The sequence below is a fragment of the Collinsella aerofaciens genome, assembly GCF_015557435.1.
Classification (GTDB): Bacteria; Actinomycetota; Coriobacteriia; order Coriobacteriales; family Coriobacteriaceae; genus Collinsella; species Collinsella aerofaciens_Z.
In genome coordinates this window covers 17,964-43,140 of record NZ_JADNOH010000090.1, presented here as the reverse complement: position 1 = coordinate 43,140, position 25,177 = coordinate 17,964, and the positions used below count along the sequence as shown (strand labels likewise).

The following is a 25,177-nucleotide window of genomic DNA, read 5'->3' as shown; positions in this document are numbered from 1 at the left end:
TATAGTGCAGCGCAACAGCAATTAGGCGCGACCGCGCCACGGCATCACGAAAGGAGCCACCAACATGAAGAACACGATGAAGTCTCTCAACAACTGGTGGTGGCGTGATGCGAATACGATCGGTCGACAGTGAGTCCCTCACGCCTGTTTTTGCGCTCTAGGTGATTGGAAGGCCTCCGGTTTCGACCGGGGGCCTTTTTCTATCTCGAGCCCGATCGCATTCGCATCACGCGCCTCCGCTTACTTTCTCTTGCACTCCCCTTCCGAAAGGATTTTCACCATGTCTCAGAACACCACCGCCACCCAGCCCCGCACCGTCCAGACCGCCGACCGCGGCAAACTCGACGTCCGTGCTCTCGTCCTGCTCGCTATTCTGCTTGCCGCCGGCTTTATCCTCAACTTCACCGTCGGTAAGGCCATCTCGGGCATCTCGGGCGGCATGATCAGCCCCGAGTTCATCATCTCGGCCTTCTGCCTCACCATCTTGGTCGTGCGCCCCAACATTGCCCAGGCACTCGTCATCGGTCTTATCTCGGCAGCCGTGATCCAGATCACCACCACTTCGCCGTTCATCGATTTTGCCGCCGAGGGCATCGCCGCCATGCTCATGGCCGCCATCGTTAACGCCGCCGGCAAGAACGGTCAAGTTAAGCCTGTCGTCGCCATTGTCGCCACCTTCGTGACCACCTTTGTCTCGGGCGTTATCTTCATGGTCATCAAGATGGCTATGCTCGGCGTGGTGGGCGAGCTCGCTGCCGCCATGCTGCCTGTCGTCGCCATGACCGCCGTCTTTAACGCCATCCTGGTCGGCGCCCTCTACCTGCCCATCCAGAAGGCCCTTAGGCTCAACTAACCTGCTCGGCTTTACGAGCCACCCCATCTTGGCGTTCATTCGTCGCTCGTGTACCCAAGTACGCTTCGCTCCTCTTTCGCGCCAACCTGGGGCCCCTCGTAAAGCCGTCTCCGTGCTCCATTATTCAAAATTAATCCCTTTTTCGATTTAACCCCTTTCGTGGGGGTCTAGGACACTCTTATCTCAAATCCCACCTTAAGGAGAACATCATGGCCACCGACACTCAGGCTCGTACTATTTCTGCCAACGCCGCTTCCGACAAAGGCATCCTCGATATCACCTCGCTCGTCCTGCTCGCCGTCCTCCTTGCCGCCGGCTTTATCCTCAACATGACCGTGGGCAACGCGCTTGCCGCAACGGGTATCAAGCCGCAGTTCATCATTGCCGCCTACGCCCTGGCCATCGCACTCACGCAGGCGAGCTTTGCCCAGGCAGCCATCTTTGGCATCCTGTCGGCAGCCGTCATCCAGATCACCACGTCAATCCCCGGCCTCAACTTTGTGACCGAGCTTGCTGGCGCGCTGACGATGGCGGCGCTCGTCAAGTCCAACATCGGCGGCAACAAGGTCAACCCCTTCATCGCCGGCCTGCTCACCACCCTGGTCTCAGGTGCCCTCTTCGCCGTCCTGGGCACCGTCATCATGGGTGCCGCGCTGCCCACCGCGCTCGCCAAGGTGCCCATCGTGCTCGGCACCGCCGTCTTCAACGCCGTCGTGGTCCAGGCTCTCTTCTTCCCCCTGCGCAAGGTGCTCAACAAATAGCCTGATATGATGGACGGGCCGCGCGTTAGCGGCCCCATCACCAAAGACTGTCCCAAACAGCTAGCATTTGGGGACGTTCTTAAACGACTCGTCATTTAAGAACGTCCCCAATGACCATGAAAGGTATCCATGAAAACGATCATCAACGTCGACGATGTCTCGTTCTCCTATGGTACGCAGACCGAGCAGGCGCTTAAGCACATCTCGCTCGACGTGAACAAGGGAGACTTTATCGGCATCATCGGGCCCTCGGGCGCCGGCAAGTCCACGCTTGCCGCCTGCCTGTCGGGCGCTGTGCCCCACCACTACACCGGCACGTTCTTTGGCTCCGTCATGGTTGACGGCCACGACACCTGCGAGGTCTCGCTCACCGACGTGTCGCAGATCGTCGGCAGCGTGCTGCAGGACATCGACACGCAGATGGTCGCCTCGGTCGTCGAGGACGAGATGCTTTTTGGCCTGGAGAACTTTGGCGTCCCTCACGACCAGATCGAGCAGCGTGTAAACGAGACGCTCGAGACCGTCGGTATCAGCGACCTTCGCGACCGCGAGATCGCCACCCTCTCGGGCGGACAGAAGCAAAAGGTGGCCATCGCTGCCATCCTCGCCATGCGCCCCCGCGTACTGGTACTCGACGAGCCCACCGCAGCACTCGACCCCGCCAGCTCCACGCTGGTCTTCGAGACCCTACGCGAGGCAAACCGCACACTTGGCATCACTATCGTGGTCGTTGAACAAAAGGTCGCCCTGCTCTCGGAGTACTGCAACCGCGTGCTCGTGCTCAACCATGGCGAAATCGCGCTACAGGGCGAGCCGCACGAGGTCTTTGCGCACACCGACGAGCTCCGCACCATCGGCGTCGACTGCCCCCGCGTCACACGCATCTTCAATAGCCTCGAGGCCGATGGCCTGGCAAGCGGCACCCCTTGCTTGAATGTCGATGAGGCCGAGCACCTGATTTCGGGCATCGTCGACCCCGCGCACGCCGCCAGCGACGCCCAAGCGCCCGCAGGCTCCCCGCATGCCCCGTCGTTGCGCCCTCATGCCAAGGACGCCGAACCCGTGCTCACCTTCGATCATGTTGAGTTTGCCTATCCCAATGGCGGCGCCGCCGTACACGACCTTAGTCTGACGCTCTACCCTGGCGAGCTCGTGGGCATTGTCGGCCAAAACGGCGCCGGCAAGACCACGCTTACCAAACTGCTCACGGGCTTGCTTAAACCCGCCTCGGGCAGCGTGCGCGTTACGGGCTTGGACACCGCCGCAGTCCCCACGAGCCGCATCGCCCGCGAGGTCGCAACGCTCTTCCAAAACCCCGACCGCCAGATCTGCAAGGATACCGTGCTCGACGAGGTCGCTTTTGGCCTGGAGCTTGCCGGCATCGACCGCGCCGAGGCCCTGCGTCGTGCCCAGCTCGTCATCGACCGCTTTGGCCTGCCCGCCGACGAGGCGCCTTTCTCGCTTTCGCGCGGCCAGCGACAAATGGTGGCGCTCGCCTCCGTCGTAGTGGTTGAGCCCAAGATTGTAGTGCTCGACGAGCCCACGAGCGGCCTTGACTACCGTGAGTGCATGACCGTCATGGAAACGGTGCGCACCATGGCAGAGCGCGGCTGCGCCGTGATCATGGTCTGCCACGATATGGAAGTCGTTTCCGACTTTGCCGAGCGCATCGTTGTGATGGCCGACGGCCGTATCCTCGACCGCGGACGCACGCACGAGCTGTTCTCGAATATTAAGCTCATGCAGCGTGCCTACGTGGAGCCGCCCCAGGTCATTGAACTCTCGCGCCGCTTGGCATCCTCCGTCTCCCCCGCTTTTGCGCAGGTGAGCGAGGTCACCGATATCGTTCGCATTACCAAGGAGATGGTCCGCCGTGGTTAACGTCATCGACTATATGCCGGGCGATACGCTGCTGCATCGCCTGAACCCGGTCGTCAAACTGGGCCTTGCCGCCGCCATCATCATCGGCATTTTTTTGTCCGACACTTATGTAGCGCTGTTGGGCTTTTTGGCGCTCACCCTTGCGCTGGGCGCCTACGCCGGCGTCGTCGATCGCCTGTTCTCGCTGCTCAAGCTGCTGATTCCGCTCGCACTTATCATGTTGTTGCTCCAGCTGGCCTTTATGCGCGATGGCAACGTGATATGGGGCTTTATCACCGACACGGGGCTCATCACCGGATCAAAGGCCTGTCTGCGCTTGCTGGGCGTGGCGTTGCCACTCATCCTCATGCTCATGGTGACCAAGCTCAACGACCTTGCCAACGCCTGCGTCGAGGTGCTGCACGTGCCGTATCGCTATGCCTTCACCTTTACCACGGCACTGCGCTTTGTGCCGGTGTTCGGCCAGGAGATGAACGCCATCATGGAGGCGCAGACCGCACGCGGTGTCGAGTACGACACCAAGAACCCCATCAAGAAGCTCAAACTCATGCTGCCGTTGTGCGTGCCGCTGCTTATCTCGAGCGTGGGCAAGACCGACGCCACCGCGCTTGCAGCCGAGCAGCGCGGCTTTTACCTGCGCACGCGTGCCAGCTCGTACAAGCGCTATCCCATCAAGGGCCTGGATATCGCCGTCCTCGTCATCAGCGTCGCCCTCATCATCCTGGGATTCCTGTTCTAGCACTCGCAGCGGCAACCGGTACATGCAAAAGGCCTCGGCTCGCGTCAAACGAGCCGAGGCCTTTTGCGTTTCTCCAGATAAAACCTACCAAAATTAACCTGTCCCTTTTTGGTAGGTATGGGACTAGAGGCGGTAGGGGGCGCCGCTGCGAATGATGGATTCACGCACCAGGACGTCCATGGCATCGAGGGTAATCTCGGGCATCTCACGATACTTCTGCAGCACCGAGAGCTCCGTGCAGGCCAGAATGACGCGATCGCAGCCGCTACGGGCAAACTCCCACATCACGCGGTCGAACTTATCCATATCGGGCTCACGTCCGGCCTTCACGTCGTCATAGATGAGCGACATCACGTCGGCCTGACGCTTCTCGCTGGGGTAGACGACCTCGACACCCGCCGCCTCACACTCGCGCCCATAGACGCCCGCGCCCACGGTGCCATCGGTACCCATGATGCCGATTTTGCGCACCGGCTCTGCCGGAATGCTTAGGTTGGGATCGAACTCGCACTCCCCCATCACCGCGCCCGCCAGGGCATAGCGCACCGACTCTCGCGGCATGTGGATAATCGGCACCTTCGTAAACGACTGGATCTGGTCGTAGAAGTAGTGTGACGTATTGCAGGGAATGGCGATGTGTGCACAGCCCAGCGTCTCGAGCGCCTGGGCGCACTCCTTCATGGTCGCCAGCAGCTCGGCATGCTCGCCGGTCTTGATGGCCAGCGTGCGGTCGGGCATGGTCGACTTGGAAAGCACCACCATGTCGATATGCTCCTGGTCGCACGTAGCCGCCGTATGGCGCACCACCTGGTCGTAGTAATACGACGTGGCCTCGGCGCCCATGCCGCCGATAACTCCCAGCTTTTCCATCGCCGCCTCCTTGGTGACGCTTGCGCAATTGCGCGTATCATACCCGCGCCCGCCCGATGTAAACCGGACGGGCGCCGCACTCATCTACTTGTAATACGTCTTGAACAGCTTAAAGTGGCGCAGCTTGGTGTGCCACATGCGCAGCCAGCGGTTAAAGACAAAGTCGCCCTTCATAAACGAGGGGTCGGCGCCCTTGCCTTCCTTATCCAGGCGATGCACCTTGGCGCGCAACTCGGGATCCTTGACGTACTTGTCGACGACACCCATGGGAACGACCATCCACAGAGCCTCGTCCTGCGCCGTCACAAACTCCGGCTCAAACGGACGGTTGAACACATACTCGTCCACCACATACTTGGCAACATTAAAGCCGCTGTTGGTGACATAGTAGTTGCTGCGGCCCTGGCGGGTGTTGAAGTCGAAGAACTTAAACGAGCCATCGCGTTCGTCATACTTGACGTCAAAGTTGGAATAGCCCACAAAGTGAAGGTCCTCGAGCAGTTTGCGCACGCCGCCCATAAGCTCGTCATTGGGCTCGGTAATGATACAGGCATGGTTGCCAACGCCATGGGGCTGATGCTCCTCGAGCAGCACGTGGCCCAGGCACATCATGCGCACTTTACCGTTGCGATCGGAATAGCTGGTGAGCACGCGCATGTACTCGTCGTTGCCGGGCACGCGATCCTGCAAGATCAGGTCGTCGGTATAGCCGCTGGCATAGGAGTCACGGATAACCTGCTCCAGCTCGGCGCGATCGGCAATCTCATAAGCCTTCTTCTGGCCCTCGAACTCATGCTGCCACCACATGATGCCGTCGGACGGCTTCAGGATCATCGGGAACGGAAAGTCGATCTGGTCGAGCACTTCGGCCGGCGCCTCGCCTTGCGCGTTGAGCATCTGCGCAGTGAAGGTAAAGGTGTGCGGATACGGCACACCATGCTTCTCGCACAGCTCGTAGAAGATCTCCTTCTTCTGGCACTGCTCGAGCATGCTGTAGGGCGCGTAGGGAGCGACGATGTTATCCGCCAGCTCATCGGCATCCTTTGCCTGAGCCACCAAGGCGACATAGTTATCGCCGCAGCCCATCAGGACGATCGTCTTATCGGCATGCGCCTGAGCGATACCGTTGACGGTCTTGAGCATCACGGGCATGGTATCGATGTCGACGTTGGGCGTGTAGTCGATAATCTGGCTGCGATACGCAGGGCCCGTCTGGTACTTGCCAAAGACCAGACTCTTGACCTGATACTCTTCGTAGAAGGCGCGCGCCACCGAATAGGCGTTGATGTCGCCACCGAGCAGCACGGGAATGAACTCGCGCTCTGTAAACTGCAATGCCATGGAAACTTCCTATCGTGAACTGCCCGCACAACGGACGGTCTTAGTGCAACCGGTTCATTCTAGCGTGCCAAACCGCCAGTACCCAAAGCTCCACCGTATCTATGGCAATCGGAGGAGCAAACTCGGCGCAAAGACAGCGCTCACCGCTGTACGACAACGGGCAATGAACCTACCGTTGTTGTAGGATTCAACATATTGTCAATCCCATAAGCGAAAGGCGCACGCGTGCCCCAAGAACATCTAGCCGACAACCCCATCCTTGACGCCGCAAAACGCGTGCTAGCGGAACGCTCACAGACAACCGCTCCCCTACGCACCGCCAGCAACGCCTACGAAGGACCCGCCCGCATCGTCTCGATTAACACGTCGGCGCACAAAGGCACACGCAAGTCTCCCGTCGCCGATGGGCACGATACCGTCATTGAGCAGTTTGGCCTCGCTTCCGATGCGCACGCCGGGCACTGGCACCGCCAAGTCTCGTTTTTGGCCGCAGAATCAATCCGGACGGCGCAGCATCGCGGGCTCGATGTACACAAAGGCGACTTTGGGGAGAACTTCACCACACAAGGCATCAACCTGCTTTCGCTCCCCTTGGGCACACAGCTCAAGATCGGCAACGACGTTCTGGTCGAGATCAGCCAGATCGGCAAGGTCTGCCACACCCGCTGCGCCATCTACTATCTCGCCGGTGATTGCATCTTTCCCCACGAGGGCATTTTCGGTGTGGTGCTTCGAGGCGGAGAGGTGCATGTCGGAGACGATATCCAAACAGTCAAGCTCGGCGACGGCACGTGTTCCTTCACCCCAGCCGAGGCGCTCGAAGAAATTGAGCAGGCACGCCGCGAGGGAGCCCTATAGGTGCAAAACCCCATGTTGGAGTAGCCCTTAAGGCGTGAATCTGCGATCAGACCGAGTTCCGTAACGTTAAAGTTGAACTCTATGGTTTCTCAACAATTCACTATAACTGCAGGTCAAAGCCAAAGCCTCAAGTTCAACTTGACCCTTTGGAACCTTTAAGGTTCAAGTTGAGGTCGAAAGCAGTAGTAGAATACCGTTCGAACCATAACCTACGATTGATTGCAGAGGGATTGGATGCAGCATTCGAATCATCGCGTCGCAGCGCTCATCGCGTCGAAGCCGGCTCGTATCATCACGAGCGCGGCACTCGCTGTCGCACTGACTGCCACGCCGATGCTCTCCCCCGTTGCGGCGTATGCCGCCTCGCAGGCAACGCAGGATCAGCTTTCCGCCGCGCAGCAAAAAATTGAAGCCGCCACGAGCGCCTACAACGATGCCCGCGCCAAACTCGACGACCTGCAAAAGCAGATCGACTCCAATGAGGCAAGCATCGAGGAAATCGAGGCCAAGCTTCCCGAGCAGCAGGCCAAGGCAAGCTCCGCTATGCGCGATCTGTACAAGTACCAGAAGGGCACCAATCCCATCGTGAGCTTCCTGGTCAACGCGCAGAGCCTGGGTGAGTTCATCACCACCTGCAAATACACCAACCAGATCACGAGCTCGAGCGTCGACGAGATCGAAGAGCTCAACAACATGCAAACCGAACTCGAGCAGAACAAGGCCGAGCTTCAGCAGGCCAAGTCCCAGCTTGAGGCAGAGCAGAAAAACGCCGAGGATGCGCTGGCACAGGCCCAGCAGCTCCGCAGCGAGGCGCAGGCAAAAGCCGAGCAGGAAAATGCCGCCGAGCTTGCCAAGCTTGAGGCCGACAAGGCCGCTGCCGCCGAGAAGCTCTCAGGCGAGGGCGTTAGCGGCAGCAATTCCAGCAGCCAGGCCACCAACACCAACACCACCATCGATACCACGGTGAACAACGCCAATACCGGTAACTCCGATTACGATTCGTTCATCAACGAGTGGACGAGCCGCATCGATAATTATCTTGCCGGCTCCCCCATGGCAGGCCAGGGCTACAACTTTGCCGTCGCCGCTTGGAATACCGGCGTCGACCCCCGTTGGTCCCCCGCCATCGCCTGCATCGAGAGCACCAAGGGCACTTATTGCGCCAATTCCTACAACGCCTGGGGCTGGAGCGCTCGTGGCGGCGGTTGGCGCAGCTTTGGCAGCTGGAGCGAGGGCATCTCCGCTCATGTTGCCTACCTGGGCGCCAACTACGGCTCCACCCTTACCCCGGCAGCGGCCAAAAAGTACTGCCCGCCCACGTGGCAGGACTGGTACAACAAGGTCGCCGCTCAGATGAACCGCATCTAAGCGCAACTGCAAAGGGCCCCAAACGGGGCCCTTTTCTTTTAGCTGGCAGAGGTGTCAACGACACCGGTCGCATTGGCAACCGCAACTATGACGATCATGCATATAAGCAGCACGCCCAGCGCCTTGAGCCAGAGTTTCGCGAGTTTCTTGCCGCGATAGCTGTCGAGCAGCGCGAATCGCCGGCGAAGTCGGCGCTTGTCGAGCACGGCGAAGTGGAAAAGCACCGTGAGACCGTCGACAAAAAAGAAGTACTCAACCGCAAGGAACCACGTCGGGTAGTTTTGGTTGGCGCCCGTTGGATGAAAGACAGCGAAATGGCTCCCGGCAAAAAAGACGAGAAGCGAGAGGCAGATAAGTATGTTCCAAGCGCGCCCCAAAGGCTCCGGAACGCGAGAAAGCAGGCTTTGACGGGCGGGCGCCGGCGATAAGATGTTCTGAGGCTGTTGCGTGGAAGGCGATGGCGATGGCGAGGCAGTCGATGCGGCTTGTGCCGCCACGGGTGGCATTGCGCCCGGTACCGAAAACGCGGGACGGCACAGCTCAAATGCCGCGCACACAGCATGTCCCAGCGCCTTCGCATTGGCAAAGCGCTTGGCCGGATCGAGCGCCATCGCCATGCAGATGGCATCGGCCAACGGAACGGGGATAGCGCCCGTCTCGCACTGCTCGCGCATGTCACGTCCCGGCTTAGGATCAGCCCCCGTCAGGCAAAAGAAGAGAAGAGCGCCAAGTGCATACACATCACTGCGCACGCTCGTCTGCCCAAACCCATATTGCTCGGGCGGCGCATAGGGCCGCGTGCCAAACTTAACGGTGTCGGCATCGGCACCGTCGCGCCATACGCGCGCGATCCCCAAATCGATAATCACCAGCGACGAAAAGCTCATACCGGCATTGGGTGCATACCGCACGCCCGACACGATGATGTTCGAAGGTTTAAGGTCGCGGTGAATCACCGGCACCGCCGGCTCCCCCGCTGTCGCAAAACCAGCATGGAGCTCTCCCACCGCATCGCAGAGAGCAGGAAATAACCCATGCGCATAATCGGGCGTCGCGCCCAAGCGCCCCACTAAGGCCTCGAGCGTCTCGCCCTCGACATACTCCATCACTACGTCGAGTTCATCGCCCGCACGGCGACAATCGACGATCCGAGGAAAGTGTTCAAAACGGCGCCCGGCACGCTGGGCCTCAAACAGGCGCTCATACGCCCCGCCAATCTGGGCCGATGCGTCAATGCGCTTACGGACGAAGGGGCCAAGCGACCCACCGCTGGAGCCTTCAAAGTACACGAGCTCGGTCGCTTCGACGCCAGAGCGCTTAAGTACGCGATCCACGCGATAGCTGTCGTCGCGATCGAGCGATGCCAGGTGCTCGGCAAGCGCGGCGGTCAGTTCGTCGTCGGAATATGTTGGGTCTTGAGTATCCATAGCGTCCATCATAGCGCAGGGCGCAGACACCTCATGGCATCCGCGCCCTGTTCGTTTACATCGTTGCCGTAGCAGTACCGCCGGCTCAGCCGTCAGCCGCTAACTCACCGTTTCCTCGCCAAAGCGATACAGCTCTTCGTTGACCTTTTGGAGACTACACCCGCGATCGATGCAAAAAATGATAATCGCGTCGCGGCGGTCTTTGCAGTTGAGGACGCTCACTCCGGCAGCCGTCAGTGCGCGGTTGGTCTCCTTCATCGACAACGCCATAGCAAAGGCAATCTGCAGCACCTTATTGCGACTTGGATGGCGCGCACCGGTAAAGATCTGATAGCCAAACGTCTCGTTGAGGTCGGCCATACGCACCACGCGAGAGCGCTCCAAACCCTTCTCTTGCAGCAACTGCTTGAGGTAGTCCGAAAGCGAAGGGGCAGCAAAGTCGTGTTCCTTGATATAGCCATCGATGCTCGGCGCATCGAGCAACTCATTGAGCAGCTCCTCCGTCAACTTTTTATCGGGCATACGGCCTCACCTCCCCCAGCATATGCAACATGCTAAAAACCGCTCACGTCCGAACGCTCCCAGCTAGCGACCTGGTCGGGCGACGCAGTTCCCGTCGCCTCAAACTTCCAAGTACCGCCGGCCTTCAGATGATTGGTGTTCGCAAAAGCAGTTCCGACCTGATTGCCATCGGCATCATACAGGACGTACTCAATCTGAATGTAGCTCTTTTCCTTGTCCGTGTTATTGGTCAGCGTACCCGTGATCTTATAGGCAAACTGATTGGACGTATCCTCGACCTCATCGGCAATCGTATAAGGCTCCTGCGGCTCTTGTTGCTCTTCGGCCTGTTGCGTAGCCTCGGCCGGTTTTGCCGTATCGCCCGCAGAGGAGTTGGAGGAGTTTCCTCCCATAGAGCCTACGGCACCGACGATAGCCAGCACCACGATGATGCCCAGGACGATCTTACCAATCGGTTTCTTTCCCTCTTTTGCCATTATGCATCCTTCCTACGATCCGGCTACCGTGCCGGCACACAGCCCATCGTAGGAAGGATTGAACTTAAATTCATTAGCTCAGAGCTAAGGCAGCGGTAAACGGCCAATGTAGTTGTCCAAGCCCCGAACAAACGCCCTTTACGCGACCGTCAGCAGGCAGGATCAGCCCACTGTGACAGATTCCCCGGTAAAGGCGCTGATCATCAACAGGACAAAGAACGCCAGGTAACTGATGCTCAGCAGATAGGCGATAACCAAAAAGACAATCCATCCCACATTGGTCTTGCCGTCGGCGCGGCGTTGTTCGCGACGGTGATAGAGCCAGATCGTTACGCCAATGGCGACAATCAGCAACACGAGCGCCGCTGCAGCCAAACCGGCAAGCGCAAACATCATGCCAATACTCAGCACAACAACCGGGAGCAGTAGCAAACCACACCCGCAACCACCCGGACTATATACGGCAGATTGCCGACGTCGCCTCATCGCCACTCCATTCTCAGCGTCTTTGGGCTCTACAATGCGATGGCCTGCTGGACAGGAACAATCTTGTCGAGCTCAGGTTTAATCCGCCTTTTCTCGGCCTCCAGATCAAACGCCATCTGCGCGCGCAGCCAATAACCATCCGTCAGGCCAAAGTAGCGGCAAAGACGAAGATCGGTGTCAGCCGTCACACGACGTCTTCCCAAGACAATCTGCCCGATACGCTGAGCCGGAATCCCGGTCTCTTTCGCAAGACGATATTGAGAAATACCCATAGGAACAAGAAATTCCTCTTTGAGAAGCTCGCCAGGAGTCACCGGTGACAGCAAATCGGCCACAGCCTCCTCATTTGTGATAATCGACGATTTCGACATTCCAAGCCATCCCCTGTCTCCACTCAAAGCAGACCCGATAGCGTTCGTTAACGCGAATACTGTATTGACCGGCGCGATCGCCCTTCAATGCTTCAAGGCGGTTGCCTGGCGGAATGCGAAGATCATCAAGCGAAGCGCAGACCTGCAGTTGGCGGATCTTCCTCAATGCGACCCGCTCAAAAGGAATGAACTTCCTGACCCGCGTACCCATGGCAAAGCGTTCGGTATCTTCATCTTTATAGGATGCAATCATAGTATCGCCTTACGTTAATAACGTCAAACGTTTCTATAGACTTACATCTCTATTATATCGTACATTTGTTCGTGTTTCCAGAGAGGACGCTCCTCTAAGAATTAGCTAAGCGAAAGCAATCGTTTGTAGACATCGAGCCCTTTGAGCAGGATTTCCTCGTCAAAGAGCATGGTGTCGGTATGCAGGGCGCTGGTGGCATAGGCGGGACAACCCTCGGCGTCACTCGGATTGTCTTGGCCCTCCGGCACGCCCGTGCCCAATAAGAAGAACACGCCCGGCAGATGGCGCTGGTAGAACGCGAAATCCTCGGCAATGAGCAGTGGCTCGTTCACAAGCTGCAGCTCGGGCAGGGCCGGCGCGACGCCGGCAAACAGCTCGGGGTCGTTATCGACTGGCGGGTAGCCCTCGGCAAAGTCGAGATCGTACGTGCAACCCGTTGCGGCGCAGGCCTCGTCCAGCACGCGGCGCACACCCTCGCGCGCACGGTCGAACATGTCGTCCGTAAACACGCGCAAGCTGCCGGCGACATGGGCCTCCCCCGCCACCGCATTGCAGACGGTGCCGGCCTGGAGCAGACCGAACTTGCCGATGCAGGGCTCGTCGGCACCCAGCTCGTCCATCAGCTCGCGTTCGGCAACAAAGAACTTGGCCGCCGCCAGCGCGGCATCGTGCGACTCCTCGACCGGAACGCCGAAGGTCTTGGCGATATGGATGCTCGCGCCATGGATATGAATGTGCGTCTCGCTCGAGCGCGCCAGCAGCGGACCGGAGCAGCTCGCCAACGTGCCGGCAGGCAAATCGGGCCACACATGGAAGCCGAAGATGTGATCGGCCCCGTAACGCTCGAACACGCCGCTCTCGCATACCGTCTTAGCGCCACCGGTCGTCTCCTCGGCAGGCTGAAACACAAAGAGCACGTTGCGCCCGATGGCGCCCGGCTGCTCACGAATCGTACGATCGACATAAGTTGCTGCCGCGAGCGCCATGGCCATGTGGCCGTCGTGGCCGCAAGCGTGCATCTGGGCGGGATGCGTCGAGGCGAAATCCACACCCGTTGCCTCCGCGATGGGCAGGGCGTCCATGTCGGCACGAATCGCCGTGGCGTGCGCAGCGCCTACACCGGCATCGAAGAAGGCGCAGACGCAGCTCGGACACGGATGGGTCACCTCGCAGGCAAGCGAATCGAGCACACCCTCGATATAGGCGATAGTTTGCGGAAGATCGAAGTCGAGCTCCGGAATGCGATGCAAGTCGCGACGATAACGACGGAGTTCTTGGAGCTCGGTCATAAAGGTTCCTTTCATAGGTGCACGTCGGTTGTTATTTATTGTGCCGCAAGATTGTCGCACCCTTATTTCCAGCATATCCCTGCATTTTTTAAACGTTATATACGAATACTCTTGTTTGGTAAAGTGCAACGTGGTAGGGTCTTTACCACTTGATAGAGGCGCGGGCACGAAGAGCCGCGGGCGAGTCGGCAGACTTTGACCCTGCGGGGAGGCGAAACCCGCCGAACTGGGTTTTTCGGGCACGAACGACCTGGTGGGCCTGCGGGAAACACCCGCAGGACTGTCTGCAGCAATGCGGGAGCGCTATCCGGACATTGGGTCCACGCTATGCGGATTCGATGCGCCGATGGCGCCGTCTGGATAGCGAGGTTTACGGGACATGGCATTGACCCCCAACGAGGCATATGCGGCAAAGCAGCCGTTTGTGGACAAGGAGACGCTAGAGCACATCGTCGAGCAGTTCCCCACGCCGTTTCATCTATACGACGAGGCGGGCATCCGCCGCAACATGCAAGAGGTGCGCGACGCCTTTGCATGGAACCCGGGGTTTAAGGAGTACTTTGCCGTCAAGGCCAACCCCAACCCAGCACTTATCTCCATTCTCAACGAATACGGCTGCGGCTGCGATTGCTCGAGCTATACCGAGCTCATGATCGCCCGCTCACTGGGCATCACGGGACACGACATCATGTTCTCGTCCAACGATACGCCAGCGGCCGACTTTGAGCTTGCCGACAAGTTGGGCGCCATCGTCAACTTCGACGACATCAGCCACATCGAGTTCTACGAGCGCGTCGCGGGCCCCATTCCCAAGACGGTCAGCTGCCGCTTTAACCCGGGCGGTCTGTTCCAGCTTTCCAATGGCATTATGGACAACCCCGGCGACTCCAAGTACGGCATGACCACCGAGCAGCTCTTCGAAGCCTTCCGCGTACTCAAGGCCAAGGGCGCCGAGAATTTTGGCATCCACGCCTTCCTTGCCAGCAACACCGTCACTAACGACTACTACCCCAAGCTCGCACGCATCCTCTTTGAGCTTGCCGTGCGCTTGGAGCGCGAGACGGGCGCTCATGTCGCCTTCATTAACCTGTCCGGTGGCGTGGGCATCCCCTATCTGCCCGAGCAGCAGGCCAACGACATCCACGCCATCGGCGAGGGCGTGCACGCAGCCTACGACGAGATTCTGGTTCCCGCCGGCATGGGCGATGTGGCGATCTGCACCGAGATGGGCCGCTTTATGATGGGCCCCTACGGATGCCTGGTCACCAAGGCCATCCACGAAAAGCAGATCTACAAGGACTATATCGGCGTGGACGCAAGTGCCGTCGACCTGATTCGTCCCGCCATGTATGGCGCTTACCACCACATCACGGTGATGGGCCAGCCGGGTGGCGCCGACAAGACCGCAGCCCCCGTCACGAACACGTACGATATCACGGGCAACCTGTGCGAGAACAACGACAAGTTCTCCATCGACCGCGAGCTGCCGCAGATCGATATGGGCGACTTGCTCGTGATCCACGATACCGGCGCGCACGGCTACTCCATGGGCTATAACTACAATGGACGCCTGCGTTCTGCCGAGGTATTGCTGCGCCCCGACGGATCCGCCGACCTCATTCGACGCGCTGAGCGCCCGGGCGACTACTTTGCCACGCTCGACGTCCTTCCGTGCGGCCGCGAGCTGCTGGCCAAGTCACGCGCCGAAAGCGCCCGCCGTCGCGCCCAGGGCGAGCGCCTGGCCGTCGCCGCCCAATGGAATAAACGCATCCAGATCGCGGAAGCGAAGGAGAAGAATATGGATGTCCGTAACCTCGAGGGCTCAATCGTCGCCCTCGTCACCCCGTTTAAGAAGGACGGCAGCGTCGACTTTGATGCTCTTGAACGCCTGGTCGATTTCCACCTGCAGAATGGCACCGACGCCATCCTCACCTTGGGCACCACCGGCGAGAGCGCCACGATGACCGATGACGAGGACAACTCCGTCGTTGCCGCCGTGGTCAAGCAGGTCGCAGGCCGCATCCCCGTCATCGCCGGCTCGGGCTCCAACTCCACGCAGACGATGCTCACCAAGTCGCTCACCTACCAGGGCCTGGGCGCCGACGGTCTGCTGCTCATCACCCCCTACTACAACAAGTCCAACGAGGAGGGCATCTACCAGCACTTTAAAACTGTGGCAGATGCCGTGGACATCCCCTGCATCCTGTACAATATCCCCGGCCGTTGCGGCTGCGGTATCAGCGAGCGCAATGTCGAGCGCCTGGCAGCACATCCCAACATCATGGGCATCAAGGAGGCCTCGGGGAATGTCGCCTATGCCGCCAAGATCGCGCACCTGCTGTCCGACGACTTCCGTATGTATTCGGGCGAAGACGCGCTTACCGTGCCGCTCATGAGCCTGGGCGCCTCGGGCACCATCAGCGTGTGGGCCGACGTGCAGCCGCAGCTCGTACACGACATGTGCCGCGCCTACCTGGACGGTGACGTGGAGCGCGCCCGCGAGATCCAGATTGCCGGTCAGCCGCTCATCAACGCCCTCTTTAGCGAAGTCAACCCCATCCCCGTTAAGGAAGCGCTCGCCCAGATGGGTATGATCGAGGCAAACTATCGCATGCCGCTGTGCCCCATGGCCGACGATACACGTGCCACACTCACCGATGCTCTGAAGGGAGCTGGTCTGCTTGATTAAGACCGTCATTATGGGAACGGGCCGCATGGGCTCGCTCATCCGCACCACCGCGGAGGGCATTGTCGATGCCGCCGGTCAGCCCGTCTTTGATATCGTCGCCCAGATCGGCTTTGATCTGACCGAGCTCGAGAGCGCCCCGGCGGCCGATGTGATCATCGACTTCTCGAACGTCGTGACCTTTGACGCCGTTGTCACCTATGTCGAGCGCACGGGCGCCGCACTCGTTTCCGGCACCACGGGATATACGCCCGAGCAGATGGACCGCCTGCGCGAGCTGGGCCAGAACGCCCGCGTCATGCACTCGGGCAACTACTCCATCGGCATCGCCGCCCTGCGTCACCTGGTGGCCCAGGCCACACGCGAGCTGCCCGGCTTTGACTGTGAGATCGTCGAGACACACCACAACCAAAAGGTCGACGCCCCCAGCGGCACCGCCAAGCTGCTGCTTGACGCCGTTGTCGAGGCCGAGCCCGAGGCTGGCTATCACCCCGTCTACGGTCGCGAGGGCATGTGTGGCGCGCGTGACCCCAAGGAAATCGGCATGCACTCGCTGCGCGGCGGTACCGTCGCCGGCGTGCACGAGGTTGGTTTCTTTGGCCAGGACGAAGAGGTCACACTCACGCACCGCGCCACGAGCCGACAAATCTTCGTCAACGGCGCCCTGGCGGCCGCCCAGAAGCTCGTCGTCCGCGACCCCGGCTTCTACACCTTCGACCAGGTCATGTTTGCCTAACCAATCATTAACCAAGCCCACGTAAAGGAGAAACAGTATATGAGCAACGCAGCCGAGATGGATGCACAGGAGATTATCAATTACATCGCCACCGCGCCCAAGAAGACGCCCGTCAAGCTATATGTCCGCGAGAAGCCCGGCATGAAGGTCCAGTGGGGCGACGCACACGTCTACGGCGGCCGCCGCGGCAAGACCGTCTTTGGCGACTGGGACGAGCTCAAGGCCATCCTCGACGCCAATGCCGATTCCATCGACTACTACGACGTCGAGAACGATTGCCGCAATTCCGCCGTCCCCATGCTCGACCTTAAGGGCATCAACGCCCGCATCGAGCCTGGCGCGATTATCCGCGACCGCGTCGAGATCGGCGACCGCGCCGTCATCATGATGGGCGCCATCATCAACATCGGCTCCGTTATCGGCGAGGGTTCCATGATCGATATGGGCGCCGTGCTGGGCGGCCGCGCCACCGTGGGCAAGAACTGCCACATCGGCGCCGGCACCGTGCTTGCGGGCGTCGTTGAGCCCGCGAGCGCCACGCCCGTCATCATCGAGGACGATGTCATGATTGGCGCCAACGCCGTGGTCCTGGAGGGCGTGCGTGTGGGCAAGGGCGCCGTTGTGGCTGCCGGCGCCGTATGCGTCGAGGACGTCCCCGCCGGCGCCGTCGTGGCCGGCGTCCCCGCCCGCGTCATCAAGATGCGCGACGAAAAAACCGACAGCAAGACGGGCCTGGAAGAAGACCTGCGCCAGCTGTAGAGACGTGTCAGTCTGCAGCGCAATTCAATCCCAAGCAAGAAGGCCGAAGCCCAATCCGGGACTTCGGCCTTTCTTTATCTCAGGGTTCCGTCGTATTCAACCATGGTGAGTTGCTTTGGCAAGGATTCCTCCGGGGTTAAAGCATCTTCAAACGGAATAAACTCATGTGGTCCGTTTTTGATTCGATCCGCCGCAATGCGATCAATCTCAAGTTCGCGAAGGTACTGTAGGGCGCCGTACATTTCCTCATAGGCGGCGTAGTCGATAATCACAGTATCGATGTCGTTATGATCGGCGATAAACTGCGGCGCGCGCTTAGCACGCTTGCGAACGGCAGATAAGGACTTGCTCGCTTCGGTAGCAGAAACTACCTGATCTTTTGTAAACACCGGCTTTTCCAGAACAAGTGGGGACATTTGTACCTCCAAAAAATAATCTGGATTATATTTCAAAGTATACTTCAAAATATAATCCAGATTTCTCTTCGGAAGAAACTATTGCCCTATCGATTCTCAATACTTCCGATGTTCTTGAGCTCGATGGAGATGAGGCCGTTGGGCTCGTTAACGAACTCGATGTACTCGGAGTTCGAGCCCATTTCGGCCGGGAAGCTGATCTCGATGCCCGTATCGGTACGAATCTTGTGATTGCGCACGGCCGCGCGTTCAACCTGCTTACGCTCCACGGGCACACGCTCAGGCACCTTCTCTTCGGTCAGCGCCGCACGCACGCTCTCCTTGATGACCGGTTCGTCCTCAAAGACCTCGTCGACGATATCCCAAGGCGGCAGTTCCTCATCGTCTTCGACCTTCTCGGCAACAGCGGCTTTGACCTTGGCGAGCGCCACAGCCGTGTTCGCGCCGTGCTCCTCGGCGACCTCCTCGACCACACGCGTCACGGTGTCGATAATCTCCTTGCCCGACACGCCCGTATCGCACTGCAGCAGCCCGTCGGGAATAAGCATACGGTCCTCGCCGGCGATCTTGCGCTTCTTGTCCACATAGCCGATCTCCATAGTGCTCGCGCGCACGATGGCGTAGCTCGGCACCTTTTGGGAAGGATTCGGCAGAATAGCATAGTGGCGCGCGATGTCGTTGCGCACCTCGCCCTCCTCGCGGCCTACCTCGTGCATAAAGGCCTGCTTGGAGCCCAACAGCATGACGGCAAACCAGCGAGCATCCTCGTCATCGTCAAAGTCCGCCACGAGCACATCGGTGGACTCGGCCTTTTCGGCCTTGGTGAGCTCGGAGGAGATGAACTCCGCAATCTGCTGCGACAGGTCCACGAACTCGCGCTCGCCAAAGAAATAGCCCTTGAGCTCGCCGCCGAATGCGGAGTTTTCGGCAAACGTGGCGCGCTTATTGTCGGCCGAAGTGCGGGCACGGCGCAGATGCGTGGTCACAAAGTTGCGCACGGTACGGCTCTCGATATCGAGCTCGCGCTGGCTCATGACGTTGACGGCCGAGTCAAAGTCCAGGATATGCAAGATCGCGTGATTGATTTTCATATACGGCATTCCGTTCTAGATCGATTTCAGCACGAATCAGTATAGCGGTCGTGCCCGCCCCAATGCACCAACATGCCCCTTTGCACCAGCGTTAGCGCAGGAGCTCGGACTGCCACGCCTCGAGCTGCTCTGCCAGGCTCTTGCCGGCAGCAGGAACGTTGAGCTCGGAACGCTTGGGCAGCAGGGCGCATTTAAGAATTGCGACGACGGTCTGCGAGATGAAACGGCGCGTATCTTTGTCGAAGCTCTGAGCAGCCTGGAGCATCACCGGCAGGCTCTCGCGCAAATTCCCTGCGATATCTGCGAACCGTTCGGCCCCTGTGGCTTCAAACACGGAGAACAACGCATCTACAAAGCGCTCGCGCTCGGCAGGCCCCACTGCAAGCAGCATCTCGCGAATAGAGCTATCGACGTATCGAGCGCCGGCAGACAGACGCTCGCAATACACAAAGTCGTAGCCGTCAACGACCCAGCTAAAGGGATTGTGCTGCAGCAGACTGAATTCGGTGCTCTCGACAATGGCGTAATCTTCCTGCGTCTCGAACATCATGCCGAAAATCGAAGACTGGGGCAGGGTCTTGTCGATGCGGCCGGAAAGACCTGCGAAGGCGTCACCGCTCAGGAACTCCTCGACAAAGCCGGGGCCATCGTGGGAGAAGGCCCGTTCGATCCGGTCGCCAGCAGCGTCAGAGCACATCGCCGCGCCATACACCGCCAAGTTTCCGCCCTTGGAATGGCCTCCGCACAAGAGCGGACCATCAATCGCGGCCACCGCCTCGTCCACATAGCGCGCCGCAGATTCCTGGGCCGGCACAGGACACCGGAAAGCCATGTTAAAGTCCTCTTTCCAGCCCACGATCGTGCTGTCGGTCCCCCGGAAGGCAAGATAGGAAAATCCTGCCGGGAATCGGAACGTCATGGCCGCAAACTGCTCCGTCGTTGCCACGTCGCTCACGGCACGATATCCGCACACGCGCACGCCGCGGTAGCGCGGACTTGCCGCAACAGCCTCCAACAAGGCGCGGCTCTCCTCCGGATCCCACAGGTCGCCAATCATGTCCCGGTAGCACTCGGCGCGCAGTAGCTCACGCACGTCCAGTCCCTGCCAGCCGGCAAGCTCCGGCATATCCCCCGGCAAGCGCAAATACGACAGCCATGCAAACACCAGGCTGTCCACCGCGCAAAACGGCCGCTCCTCAAACGAATCGAACGCCGTCTGGGCATAACTCAAAAAGTTAGGCGAATCCGACATGCCTCTCCCATCAACAATGGTGCATTGGGGTCAGGTTTGTTTGCACCAATCGCGCCCCATTTGGTGCAAACAAACCTGACCCCCTTGCACCAAAAAGGCGCCCGGGCCGTGGGGCCTGGACGCCTTCATTGTAGCTTGCTGGCAAACGAGCCGGATTTAGCAGGAGAAATCGACGCTGTCGATGATGTCCTTGAGGGCCTTGGCAGAAGCGGTGAGCTCGCTCTGCTCGGACTCGTTCAGCGGCACAGGGACGCGGCAGACGACGCCGTCGCGACCGACGACGGTCGGCATGGAGATGGCCAGATCGGACAGGCCATACTCGCCCACCATGAGCGAGGAAACGGGCAGAACGGTCTGCTCGTCACGCATAACAGCGGTGCAGATACGCTTAACGGCCATGGCAACGCCATAGTAGGTTGCGTGCTTCTTCTCGATGATGGTGTAAGCGGAGTTCTTGACGTCCTCGGCGATACGCTTCTCGGCAGCCTCGTGCTCCAGATGGCCGTGAAGCTCGCAGAAGGTGCTCAGCGGCACGCCGGCAACCTGAGCGCTGGACCAGGCGACGAACTCGGAGTCGCCGTGCTCACCCATGACGTAAGCCTGGACGTCGCGCGGGTCGACCTCGACGTGTGCGCCGAGCATCTGCTGCAGACGACCAGTGTCGAGCACGGTGCCGGAACCGATAACGTGGCCCTCGGGCAGGCCGGACATCTTGATGGCGGCATAGGTCAGAACGTCAACCGGGTTGGAGACGATCAGCAGGATGCCGTCAAAGCCGGACTTCTTAATCTCGGGGATGATGGACTTAAAGATGTTGACGTTCTTGTTGACCAGGTCCAGGCGGGTCTCACCGGGCTTCTGAGCAGCACCAGCGGTGACGACGATCATAGCGGCATCGGCGACATCGGAATAATCGCCGGCGTAGATCTTCATCGGCTCGGCAAACGTCATGCCGTGCGCGATGTCCAGGGCCTCGCCCTCGGCGCGGTTCTTGTCCACGTCGATGAGGACCATCTCGGAGAACAGACCGCTCTGCATCAGTGCGAACGCCGAAGACGAACCGACGAAACCGCAGCCGACAATAGCGACCTTCTTCTCGTTAACCATTACAAACTCCCATCTCTCTCCACAAACAAACCGCCCAGGGCGTCCCGAGCGGCTTGCCGTAATCCCAATACATCCAATCGGGACTTTGATTATGCTCCTATTACAGCCAAATATCGACCGTTTACCGAAATTGTTTGCAGAATTCGTATAATAACTGCACGAAATCGGTTTCGAGCTATTGACTCATGGAAACGAATCCCTAATACAGACCCGCTTCGCGAATAGCCTCGACAGCCAGAGCGATCTGATCGGGCGGAAGCACCAGCGCCATGCGCACGTGCCCCTCGCCCGAAGGGCCAAAGCTCGCGCCCGGCGTCACGACGACACCCGCCTTCTCCATGAGCTCCTCGCAAAACGCCATCGAGTCGGTACGACCACCGGGGAGCTTGGCCCACACGAACATGGAACCATGCGCGTTGGGGCGCTCCCAGCCCAGATCCTCAAGACCGTCGCACAGGGCATCGCGGCGCTCCTGGTACTTCAGGCGCTGCGCCTCGACCTCATCGCGCGGGCCGTTGAGGCAGGCGATGGCAGCCTTCTGGATCGGGAAGAACATGCCAAAGTCGATCTGGCTGCGCAGCTTGGCGAAGGCCGATACCACGTCCTCGCGACCGACCAAAAAGCCGATGCGGGCGCCGGTGACGTTAAACGACTTGGAGAGCGAGAAGAACTCCACGCCCACCTCGAGCGCGCCAGGATACTGCAGGAAGCTGCCGCCCGGCTCGCCGTCGAACACGATGTCCGAGTAGGCGTTGTCGTGGACGATCAACAGGTCGTGCTCGCGGGCGAAGGCGATGATCTCCTCGTAGACCTCGGGCATGCCCACCGAGCCCACCGGGTTGGCGGGCAGCGACACGATCATGTACTTGGCGCGGTCGGCGACCTCGGGGTCGATGCCTGCCACATAGGGCAGGTAGTTGTGCTCGGCGACCAGCGGGTAGTACTCGAGCTTGGCGTCGGCGATCTTGGCGCCTGCCTCAAAGACCGGGTAGCACGGATCGGGCACCAGGATGGTGTCGCCCGGGTCGAGCAGCGCCAGGCCCAAGTGGCCCACGCCCTCCTGCGTGCCGTTGCACGACTGCACCATGGACGGCGTAATGCCCGAAACCCCAAAACGGCGCTCGTAATAATCGCACACAGCCTGCTTGAGCTCGGGCAGATCGCGCAAAGCATACTTCCACATCTCCGGATCCTGCGCAGCCTGGGTCAACGCCTCGACCACGTGATCGTATGGCTTAAAGTCGGGCGTGCCCACGCTCATGTTGTAAATGGTCTTGCCCTGGGCCTTAAGCGCAAGAAGCTTGTTGTTGAGCGAGGCGAAGACCTCCGCGCCAAAGCGGTCGAGACGCTGCGATGCCTGCATGGTGCCACCTTTCGATACAAAAACGCGGCGCTCCGACAAGAGCGCCGCGCGACACGGGCCATCAGATTGCAAAAGTGTAACGCTTGCATCCCCTGTTTTGGTTCAATTTAGCCAACCTGAGCCAATCGGAGCGCGGTGCTAGTCGACTGGGCGCAGCGCGTCAATCTGCGCGAGCCACAGACGCGAGCTGGCATCGCTCGGCATGCGCCAATCGCCGCGCGGGCTGAGCGTGACCGAGCCCACCTTGGGACCGTCGGGTAGACAGCTGCGCTTAAACTGCTGAGCGAAGAAGCGACGATAGAACGTGCGCAGCCACGTGTGGATGGTGGTCTCGTCGTAGACGCCCTCAAAGCTCTTAAGCGCCATGCGGTAGATCTTGCCCGGCTCAAAGCCAAAGCGCAGCAGGTAATAGAGGAAATAGTCGTGCAGCTCGTACGGGCCCACCAGATCCTCGGTTTTCTGAGCGATCTCGCCATCGCCCGTCGGCGGCAGAAGCTCGGGCGACACCGGCGTGTCGAGGATGTCGAGCAAGACCTCGGCAATATGCCCGCCAAAGACATCGGCCGCATAGCGCACCAGATGGCGCACAAGCGTCTTGGGCACGCTCGCGTTGACGGCGTACATGCTCATGTGGTCGCCGTTATAGGTAGCCCAACCGAGCGCCAGCTCCGACAGGTCGCCCGTGCCGATGACAAAACCGCCAGCCTGGTTGGCCAGATCCATCAGAATCTGCGTGCGCTCGCGGGCCTGGCTGTTCTCGTAGGTCACGTCCTGCACGGCCGGATCGTGCTCAATGTCCTTGAAGTGCTGCTCCACGGCCGCGTGGATCGAAACCTCGCGGAAGCTCACGCCAAGGTCGCGAGCGAGCGACTCGGCATTCGACTTGGTGCGATGCGTCGTGCCAAAGCCGGGCATGGACACGGCCGTGATACCGGTGCGCGGCAGCCCCAGTGCATCGAAGGCGCGCACGGTCACAAGCAGTGCCAGCGTGGAGTCCAGGCCGCCCGAAAGACCGATGGCTGCAGCCTTGGTGCCTGTATGGGCCAGGCGGGTCTTGAGGCCGGCGGTCTGCAGGTCGAGAATGGTCTCGCAGCGCTCGGCCAGATCACCGTGGTCGGCCGGCACAAAGGGCGCGCGGGGGAAGACACGGTCGATGCCGCAGGCGTTGCGCAGGACGGGAGCCTCGGAGAGCGTGCCCTCAAAAGAGAACTCAACGGTCGTGGCCTCCGGCGCATCGTCCGCGCGGGTCCACGTCGTCGAGCGACGGCGCTCGGCAACCAGGCGGTCAAGGTCAACGTCGGCGACGGCCGTATCGCAGGTAAGCAGTTTGGTCGCGGCGAGCTTGGAGCCGTTTTCGTAGACGAGGTTCTCCCCCGCAAAGACCATGTCAGTCGTGGACTCGCCCTCACTCGCGTCCGCGTAGGCATAGGCGCAGTACAGGCGCGCGCTTTGGTTAGAGATAAGGCTGCGGCGGTAATCTGCCTTACCGATAATCTCGTCCGAGGCCGACGGGTTGAGAATCACCGTCGCACCGGCAAGCGCCATCTCGGTCGAAGGGGGCGCCGGCACCCACAGGTCCTCACAGACCTCAACGCCCAGCACCAGGTCCTCGGCGCCCTCATCACAGCAGCGGTAGACAAGCCCCGAGCCAAGCGGCACCGGACCCTGACCGGCAAATTCAACCCACACGGGATCGGCAGGCGCCGGGGCAAACCAGCGGCGCTCGTAGAACTCGCCATAGTTGGGCAGATACTTCTTAGCCGTAAGGCCCAAAAGCTCGCCCGCACAGCACACGGCCGCGCAGTTGTAGATGTTTTCGGCCACCGCAACGGGAAGGCCGACGGTAAAGACAATCGGCAGCTCGCGGGTTTCATCGAGGATATGCACCAGAGCAGCCTCGCAGGCATGCAGCAATGTACGGTTATGGAACAGATCGGCTGCGGTATAGCCAGTCAGATTAAGCTCGGGCAATACCAACGCACGAACGCCGCGCTCGGCAGCATCGCGAACAGCCGCCAGCGCAACCTCGGCATTGCCCTCGACATCGGCAACGCGAATCTGCGGCGACGCCGCCGCCACACGCAAAAAGCCATCAGACTGAGAAAGGTGAAGATTCATAAGAATGCTCCCGTGCGTAGACGCCATTCACAACAATTAGCAAGCCCTATTGTAGTTCAACCGCCGGGTGTAACCGCATCCCACCAACTTGGTGAGCTATTGATGAGTTGATGGTATCTGTTAAATGTCATGTACGATTCACATCTGGTGGGTA

General features: G+C 59.9%; 24 protein-coding genes, 1 pseudogene and 1 riboswitch. Of the genes and pseudogenes, 10 read left to right on the top strand and 15 right to left on the bottom strand.

The genetic code is table 11. From position 1 onward, the window contains the following. The first annotated feature begins 280 nt into the window (after positions 1-280). The 4 genes from I2G43_RS08835 to I2G43_RS08820 all read left to right on the top strand — a co-directional run bounded on the left by I2G43_RS08835 (position 281) and on the right by I2G43_RS08820 (position 4,234). Positions 281-853: a hypothetical protein gene (locus I2G43_RS08835; protein WP_195535866.1), complete on the top strand. Its 573-nt coding sequence runs from the start codon at positions 281-283 to the stop codon at positions 851-853. 209 nt (positions 854-1,062) lie between these two features. Beyond that, positions 1,063-1,614 (top strand): hypothetical protein, encoded by a 552-nt coding sequence (locus tag I2G43_RS08830; RefSeq protein WP_195535865.1) that lies wholly within the window; start codon positions 1,063-1,065, stop codon positions 1,612-1,614. A 129-nt stretch (positions 1,615-1,743) separates the two neighbouring features. Beyond that, on the top strand, positions 1,744-3,495 hold the full coding sequence (locus I2G43_RS08825) for an ABC transporter ATP-binding protein (protein ID WP_195535864.1): 1,752 nt from the start codon (positions 1,744-1,746) through the stop codon (positions 3,493-3,495). Then, positions 3,488-4,234: an energy-coupling factor transporter transmembrane component T family protein gene (locus tag I2G43_RS08820; RefSeq protein ID WP_195535863.1), complete on the top strand. Its 747-nt coding sequence runs from the start codon at positions 3,488-3,490 to the stop codon at positions 4,232-4,234. The genes I2G43_RS08825 and I2G43_RS08820 overlap by 8 nt, the downstream gene beginning before the upstream one ends. A 123-nt stretch (positions 4,235-4,357) precedes the next feature. On the opposite strand, the gene I2G43_RS08815 is transcribed toward I2G43_RS08820, so the two are convergent. Continuing rightward, positions 4,358-5,104 carry an aspartate/glutamate racemase family protein gene (locus I2G43_RS08815; protein WP_229071741.1) on the bottom strand — a complete coding sequence of 249 codons (747 nt, stop codon included), beginning with the start codon at positions 5,102-5,104 and terminating at the stop codon, positions 4,358-4,360. Positions 5,105-5,188: 84 nt separating this feature from the next. Then, the gene (locus tag I2G43_RS08810; RefSeq protein WP_195535861.1) at positions 5,189-6,445 is read right to left on the bottom strand and encodes an ATP-grasp domain-containing protein; all 1,257 of its coding nucleotides are present in this window, start codon (positions 6,443-6,445) and stop codon (positions 5,189-5,191) included. 225 nt (positions 6,446-6,670) lie between these two features. Here I2G43_RS08810 and I2G43_RS08805 point away from each other — a divergent pair, with 225 nt between their 5' ends. Together I2G43_RS08805 and I2G43_RS08800 are read left to right on the top strand one after the other, a co-directional pair. Beyond that, entirely contained in the window at positions 6,671-7,303 is a 633-nt protein-coding gene (locus I2G43_RS08805; protein WP_229071739.1) for an MOSC domain-containing protein, read from the top strand. A 234-nt stretch (positions 7,304-7,537) separates the two neighbouring features. Beyond that, positions 7,538-8,671 (top strand): coiled-coil domain-containing protein, encoded by a 1,134-nt coding sequence (locus tag I2G43_RS08800; protein WP_195535860.1) that lies wholly within the window; start codon positions 7,538-7,540, stop codon positions 8,669-8,671. A gap of 38 nt (positions 8,672-8,709) precedes the next feature. Here I2G43_RS08800 and I2G43_RS08795 read toward each other — a convergent pair whose 3' ends face one another. The 7 genes from I2G43_RS08795 to I2G43_RS08765 all read right to left on the bottom strand — a co-directional run bounded on the left by I2G43_RS08795 (position 8,710) and on the right by I2G43_RS08765 (position 13,495). Continuing rightward, entirely contained in the window at positions 8,710-10,098 is a 1,389-nt protein-coding gene (locus tag I2G43_RS08795; protein WP_195535859.1) for a serine/threonine protein kinase, read from the bottom strand. A gap of 99 nt (positions 10,099-10,197) precedes the next feature. Beyond that, positions 10,198-10,620: an XRE family transcriptional regulator gene (locus I2G43_RS08790; protein ID WP_195535858.1), complete on the bottom strand. Its 423-nt coding sequence runs from the start codon at positions 10,618-10,620 to the stop codon at positions 10,198-10,200. A gap of 32 nt (positions 10,621-10,652) precedes the next feature. Next, entirely contained in the window at positions 10,653-11,096 is a 444-nt protein-coding gene (locus I2G43_RS08785) for an FxLYD domain-containing protein (protein WP_195535857.1), read from the bottom strand. A gap of 162 nt (positions 11,097-11,258) precedes the next feature. Further along, positions 11,259-11,492 (bottom strand): hypothetical protein, encoded by a 234-nt coding sequence (locus tag I2G43_RS08780; RefSeq protein WP_195535856.1) that lies wholly within the window; start codon positions 11,490-11,492, stop codon positions 11,259-11,261. Positions 11,493-11,611: 119 nt separating this feature from the next. Continuing rightward, positions 11,612-11,917 carry a HigA family addiction module antitoxin gene (locus tag I2G43_RS08775; RefSeq protein ID WP_324249531.1) on the bottom strand — a complete coding sequence of 102 codons (306 nt, stop codon included), beginning with the start codon at positions 11,915-11,917 and terminating at the stop codon, positions 11,612-11,614. Between the two features lie 7 nt (positions 11,918-11,924). Then, the gene (locus I2G43_RS08770; RefSeq protein ID WP_195535854.1) at positions 11,925-12,206 is read right to left on the bottom strand and encodes a type II toxin-antitoxin system RelE/ParE family toxin; all 282 of its coding nucleotides are present in this window, start codon (positions 12,204-12,206) and stop codon (positions 11,925-11,927) included. Positions 12,207-12,307: 101 nt separating this feature from the next. Next, positions 12,308-13,495, bottom strand: a complete 1,188-nt coding sequence (locus I2G43_RS08765) for an N-acetyldiaminopimelate deacetylase (protein WP_195535853.1) — start codon at positions 13,493-13,495, stop codon at positions 12,308-12,310. Between the two features lie 145 nt (positions 13,496-13,640). Next, positions 13,641-13,809: riboswitch (Lysine riboswitch) on the top strand. A gap of 65 nt (positions 13,810-13,874) precedes the next feature. On the opposite strand from I2G43_RS08765, the pseudogene I2G43_RS10740 reads away from it, so the two are divergent. The 4 genes and pseudogenes from I2G43_RS10740 to dapD form a co-directional block, all read left to right on the top strand. Next, a pseudogene (locus I2G43_RS10740) lies at positions 13,875-15,014 on the top strand (diaminopimelate decarboxylase); the annotation flags it as partial. 279 nt (positions 15,015-15,293) lie between these two features. Further along, positions 15,294-16,184 (top strand): 4-hydroxy-tetrahydrodipicolinate synthase, encoded by an 891-nt coding sequence (gene dapA, locus I2G43_RS10735; RefSeq protein WP_346973778.1) that lies wholly within the window; start codon positions 15,294-15,296, stop codon positions 16,182-16,184. Further along, positions 16,177-16,917 (top strand): 4-hydroxy-tetrahydrodipicolinate reductase, encoded by a 741-nt coding sequence (gene dapB / locus I2G43_RS08755; protein ID WP_229071737.1) that lies wholly within the window; start codon positions 16,177-16,179, stop codon positions 16,915-16,917. Before dapA ends, dapB begins: the two co-directional genes overlap by 8 nt. A gap of 39 nt (positions 16,918-16,956) precedes the next feature. Further along, the gene (gene dapD / locus I2G43_RS08750) at positions 16,957-17,676 is read left to right on the top strand and encodes a 2,3,4,5-tetrahydropyridine-2,6-dicarboxylate N-acetyltransferase (RefSeq protein WP_324249530.1); all 720 of its coding nucleotides are present in this window, start codon (positions 16,957-16,959) and stop codon (positions 17,674-17,676) included. A 74-nt stretch (positions 17,677-17,750) separates the two neighbouring features. Here dapD and I2G43_RS08745 read toward each other — a convergent pair whose 3' ends face one another. The 6 genes from I2G43_RS08745 to I2G43_RS08720 all read right to left on the bottom strand — a co-directional run bounded on the left by I2G43_RS08745 (position 17,751) and on the right by I2G43_RS08720 (position 25,023). Then, on the bottom strand, positions 17,751-18,092 hold the full coding sequence (locus I2G43_RS08745) for a hypothetical protein (RefSeq protein ID WP_195535851.1): 342 nt from the start codon (positions 18,090-18,092) through the stop codon (positions 17,751-17,753). 86 nt (positions 18,093-18,178) lie between these two features. Then, positions 18,179-19,183 (bottom strand): nucleoid-associated protein, encoded by a 1,005-nt coding sequence (locus I2G43_RS08740; RefSeq protein WP_195535850.1) that lies wholly within the window; start codon positions 19,181-19,183, stop codon positions 18,179-18,181. 91 nt (positions 19,184-19,274) lie between these two features. Continuing rightward, positions 19,275-20,435, bottom strand: coding sequence for a DUF2974 domain-containing protein (locus tag I2G43_RS08735; protein WP_195535849.1), 1,161 nt, complete (start codon positions 20,433-20,435; stop codon positions 19,275-19,277). A 156-nt stretch (positions 20,436-20,591) separates the two neighbouring features. Beyond that, positions 20,592-21,542 carry an L-lactate dehydrogenase gene (locus I2G43_RS08730; protein WP_195535848.1) on the bottom strand — a complete coding sequence of 317 codons (951 nt, stop codon included), beginning with the start codon at positions 21,540-21,542 and terminating at the stop codon, positions 20,592-20,594. 199 nt (positions 21,543-21,741) lie between these two features. After that, complete coding sequence (locus I2G43_RS08725) at positions 21,742-22,905, bottom strand: pyridoxal phosphate-dependent aminotransferase (RefSeq protein WP_195535847.1); 1,164 nt, start codon at positions 22,903-22,905, stop codon at positions 21,742-21,744. A 138-nt stretch (positions 22,906-23,043) separates the two neighbouring features. Then, positions 23,044-25,023 carry an NAD(+) synthase gene (locus I2G43_RS08720; RefSeq protein ID WP_229071735.1) on the bottom strand — a complete coding sequence of 660 codons (1,980 nt, stop codon included), beginning with the start codon at positions 25,021-25,023 and terminating at the stop codon, positions 23,044-23,046. Between the last annotated feature and the right edge of the window lie 154 nt (positions 25,024-25,177).

Excerpts from the sequence above, each read along its gene's own strand:
- I2G43_RS08835 (WP_195535866.1), top strand. The coding sequence starts at position 281 with ATGTCTCAGAACACCACCGCCACCCAGCCCCGCACCGTCCAGACCGCC.
- I2G43_RS08830 (WP_195535865.1), top strand. The coding sequence starts at position 1,063 with ATGGCCACCGACACTCAGGCTCGTACTATTTCTGCCAACGCCGCTTCC.
- I2G43_RS08825 (WP_195535864.1), top strand. The coding sequence starts at position 1,744 with ATGAAAACGATCATCAACGTCGACGATGTCTCGTTCTCCTATGGTACG.
- I2G43_RS08815 (WP_229071741.1), bottom strand. The coding sequence starts at position 5,104 with ATGGAAAAGCTGGGAGTTATCGGCGGCATGGGCGCCGAGGCCACGTCG.
- I2G43_RS08810 (WP_195535861.1), bottom strand. The coding sequence starts at position 6,445 with ATGGCATTGCAGTTTACAGAGCGCGAGTTCATTCCCGTGCTGCTCGGT.
- I2G43_RS08800 (WP_195535860.1), top strand. The coding sequence starts at position 7,538 with ATGCAGCATTCGAATCATCGCGTCGCAGCGCTCATCGCGTCGAAGCCG.
- I2G43_RS08795 (WP_195535859.1), bottom strand. The coding sequence starts at position 10,098 with ATGGATACTCAAGACCCAACATATTCCGACGACGAACTGACCGCCGCG.
- I2G43_RS08790 (WP_195535858.1), bottom strand. The coding sequence starts at position 10,620 with ATGCCCGATAAAAAGTTGACGGAGGAGCTGCTCAATGAGTTGCTCGAT.
- I2G43_RS08785 (WP_195535857.1), bottom strand. The coding sequence starts at position 11,096 with ATGGCAAAAGAGGGAAAGAAACCGATTGGTAAGATCGTCCTGGGCATC.
- I2G43_RS08780 (WP_195535856.1), bottom strand. The coding sequence starts at position 11,492 with ATGATGTTTGCGCTTGCCGGTTTGGCTGCAGCGGCGCTCGTGTTGCTG.
- I2G43_RS08770 (WP_195535854.1), bottom strand. The coding sequence starts at position 12,206 with ATGATTGCATCCTATAAAGATGAAGATACCGAACGCTTTGCCATGGGT.
- I2G43_RS08765 (WP_195535853.1), bottom strand. The coding sequence starts at position 13,495 with ATGACCGAGCTCCAAGAACTCCGTCGTTATCGTCGCGACTTGCATCGC.
- dapA (WP_346973778.1), top strand. The coding sequence starts at position 15,294 with ATGGATGTCCGTAACCTCGAGGGCTCAATCGTCGCCCTCGTCACCCCG.
- dapD (WP_324249530.1), top strand. The coding sequence starts at position 16,957 with ATGAGCAACGCAGCCGAGATGGATGCACAGGAGATTATCAATTACATC.
- I2G43_RS08745 (WP_195535851.1), bottom strand. The coding sequence starts at position 18,092 with ATGTCCCCACTTGTTCTGGAAAAGCCGGTGTTTACAAAAGATCAGGTA.
- I2G43_RS08740 (WP_195535850.1), bottom strand. The coding sequence starts at position 19,183 with ATGAAAATCAATCACGCGATCTTGCATATCCTGGACTTTGACTCGGCC.
- I2G43_RS08735 (WP_195535849.1), bottom strand. The coding sequence starts at position 20,435 with ATGTCGGATTCGCCTAACTTTTTGAGTTATGCCCAGACGGCGTTCGAT.
- I2G43_RS08730 (WP_195535848.1), bottom strand. The coding sequence starts at position 21,542 with ATGGTTAACGAGAAGAAGGTCGCTATTGTCGGCTGCGGTTTCGTCGGT.
- I2G43_RS08725 (WP_195535847.1), bottom strand. The coding sequence starts at position 22,905 with ATGCAGGCATCGCAGCGTCTCGACCGCTTTGGCGCGGAGGTCTTCGCC.
- I2G43_RS08720 (WP_229071735.1), bottom strand. The coding sequence starts at position 25,023 with ATGAATCTTCACCTTTCTCAGTCTGATGGCTTTTTGCGTGTGGCGGCG.